The organism is Corynebacterium mendelii (assembly GCF_017307055.1).
Lineage (GTDB): Bacteria > Actinomycetota > Actinomycetes > Mycobacteriales > Mycobacteriaceae > Corynebacterium > Corynebacterium mendelii.
This window is the reverse complement of sequence record NZ_JAFLEQ010000011.1, coordinates 9,405-12,311: the sequence shown is the minus strand read 5'-3', so window position 1 is coordinate 12,311 and position 2,907 is coordinate 9,405. Positions and strand designations below refer to the sequence as shown.

Sequence of the window (2,907 nt, the reverse complement as noted above, 5' to 3'; positions counted from 1 at the left end):
CGGCGGTGGCCAGCCCGGCCCGCCGGGCGGCCCGCCGGGCGGCGGCGCTGATGCGGTGCCGGTTCACCGGGGGGTCACCCTTCCGGCGGCATGTTCTTTGCGGGCCATCGCCGGAAGCACCGTGGCGGCTTTGCGGGCCAGTTTGCGTTCATCGGCGTAGGCGAGTTTTTCTGTCAGTTCACTGGCTTTGAACCAGGCGATCTCCGTGACTTCCGGATCCTCGTCATTGAAATCGCCGTCGATGTAGCGCAGCAGATGGTGGTGCACCGTTTTGTGGATGCGCACCCCCTCGGAGACGAACCAGTAGTCGATGGTGCCCAGGGCGGTGATGATCGAGGCGGTCAGCCCGGTTTCCTCCCAGACTTCCCGCTGCGCTGTCTGCGCTATCGATTCACCGGCTTCGACATGGCCTTTCGGCATGAACCACAACAGCCGTCCCCGCCGGTCCAGCCGCCCGATCAAGGCAACATAGATGGCGTCCATATCCACCTGCCCGGCGGCGTCAACGGCTTCGGCCAACCCGGAGACCACCAGTCCCCCCGCGGAGGTTTCATCCCTGACCGGCAGCCGGGTTGCCACCCGCGCGCCGCCGCGCTGCCCGGCACGGGGGGTGCGGGGGGATTTCTTCTTGCCCGCGGCTGCCCGCCGCCCCGCCCCGCCGCGCGGGGCCGGGGTGGCGCGGCCGCCCTGCTTCGATTTCGGTGTGCCGCCCTGTTTCGGTGTGCCGCCCTGCTTGGGTGTGCCGCCCTGCTTCGATTTCGGTGTGCTGCCCTGGTGTGGCGCGGGTGTGTGTGCCTGTTTGCCGCCGCGGCCGGACTGTGCGGTGGTGTCGGCGGTGGTGTCAGCCCGCCCGGCGGTCGTCCGCCGCGGGCGGGTGCCTGCCCCGGGCACCGGCGGCTCACCGGCGGCCTGCTGCGGCGTGGTGTCCTGGTTCGTCCGCCGGGAACCTGCCGGTTGTCCGCGGCGGCGGCCGCGGCTTCGGCGGCGGCGTGGTGGCTGACTCATCACAGTAGATGGTATCCCGGCACACCCGGGCGGTGGTAGGCACCTGCCCGGGCAGATCCCCGGTTGCCGTCTAGGAGGGGCAGTGTTGGGCGCCGAAACGCTGCTCGGTGGACAGATCCGTGGCGCTGTCGTTGCCGCCGTGCTGCCACAGCCCTATGTCGTCGTCCTGCCAGGTGGTCAGGGTGCCGGTGAACAGACGCTGCCGGTCGGGGTTGCCCATGCCGGGACCCGGTGCGGTGCCGCTTGCGCGCTGCTGGCAGATGATCTCCCCGGCGGGGCAGCCGGATTCCTCGCTGCCGGCCTGGCCGGGCAGGCCGATCGCCGGTTCGGTGAGGGGATTGTTCGATGCGGGCGGCGGCGGGACGGTGGTGTCGCATATCCCCGCCCCGGTAAACACCCGCCAGCCGATATGGGTCACACCCGCCCAGGTGGCGGGAATAGATGACAGGCCGGTGCCCGCGAAAGCCTCATCGCCGATGGTGGTCACCGGTGCCCAGCTGGCCGGAACAGCGGTGATCCGGGTGCCGGAAAACGCCTGGGTCCCGAGGTAGGTCACTTTCTGCCAGCGGTCGGGTAGCGCCGACAGGGCGGTGGCGGCGAAAGCCTGGTTGCCGATGATTTCCACCTCACCCCAGCTGGCCGGCACCTGTGTCAGCCCGGTGGAGCGGAACGCCGCCGCCCCGATACGGCGGACAGAACCCCAGGTGGGTGGAATGGCCGACAGCGGGTTGCCGGTGAAAGCGTTGTCGCCGATGTGGGTGATGGCCCCCCAGTCACCGGCCACGGCGGTGATCGTATTTCCGGCGAACACACCGGTCGGCAGAGAGGTGATCTTCCCCCAGTCGGCGGGAAGCCCGGTCAGCCGGGCGTCAGCGAACGCCGACGGACCCAGTGACTCGACACCGCCCCACCTGGCGGGCAGCTCGGTGATGAGTGTTTTGGCGAAAGCGTATTTCCCGATGCGGCGCACCCCGGACCACTGCGGCGGCAGGGTGGCGACGGGATTGACCGCGAAAGCCCAGCCGCCGATGGTGGTCACGGAACCCCAGCTGGCGGGGAGCTCCAGCAGGTTGTTGAGTTCGAAAGCGAAATCCCCGATGGTGGTGACCTTCCCCCAGCGTTCCGGAATCGCCGCCAGGGAATTGGAGGCGAACGCCGACTCCCCGATGGTGTCCAGATGGGCCGGCCAGGCCGCCACCGCGATCATGGTGTTGCCGGGGTTGGGTGTGGCGTTGAGTTTTTTCAGGTCGAACTTGCCGCAGTAGTTGACGCAGAATGCCCGCGGGGCAATCGCGGTCACCGGTGTGCCGTCGGGGGCGTAGTCGGGAAAAACCACCGGCAGCCGGCGGTGCGGATTGGTCCCGCCGGTAAAACCGGTGATCACCGCCCCGCCACTGTCATCGGTGGTGAATGTGAAATCGGTGGCCGTCCACGGGTGGGGCGGCGCGGGCGCGGGCGGTGCCGGTGTGGTCAACGAAGAGGGGGTGGCCGCCGCGGCGGCGACAGTGTGTGCCGGCGTATCCGCCGGGGTGGGTGAACTGCTGATGCCGCAGGAAGCCCCGGCCACCGCGCACACCAGTGCGGCGAGCATGGCCGTGGCACGGCGGCGGGCGTGACTGGCTAAAGGCACACTGATTCCTTCCCTCGCGGCAGCACACATGGCTGGGACGATGGGCTGTGGCGCCCCCGGCCGACGGACCGGACACACCACCGGGGGTGCGCCGGTGGCCGGACACACCGGCACCGGGTGGCGGGGACAAACCGGGTTCCGCCCAGTCTATCCCACTGGCAGCAGCAGCGATAAATAACGGACGAGCTGGAACAACACCATCTGGTGGCGGGACAGGTAAAAAAACCACCACCGCTTCGGCGGTGGTGGTGTGCGGGTTGGCCGACAACACG

Annotated in this window: 2 protein-coding genes; both read right to left on the bottom strand. The window is 69.2% G+C overall.

Translation table 11 applies throughout. From position 1 onward, the window contains the following. Nucleotides 1-63: 63 nt before the first annotated feature. The gene (locus tag JZY06_RS06670; RefSeq protein WP_207278788.1) at nt 64-1,005 is read right to left on the bottom strand and encodes an NUDIX hydrolase; all 942 of its coding nucleotides are present in this window, start codon (nt 1,003-1,005) and stop codon (nt 64-66) included. Between the two features lie 70 nt (nt 1,006-1,075). Beyond that, the gene (locus tag JZY06_RS06665) at nt 1,076-2,635 is read right to left on the bottom strand and encodes a leucine-rich repeat domain-containing protein (protein ID WP_207278787.1); all 1,560 of its coding nucleotides are present in this window, start codon (nt 2,633-2,635) and stop codon (nt 1,076-1,078) included. Nucleotides 2,636-2,907 lie beyond the last annotated feature (272 nt).

Bases quoted from the DNA above. Each gene is read 5' to 3' on its own strand.
- JZY06_RS06670 (WP_207278788.1), bottom strand. From the start codon at position 1,005: ATGAGTCAGCCACCACGCCGCCGCCGAAGCCGCGGCCGCCGCCGCGGA.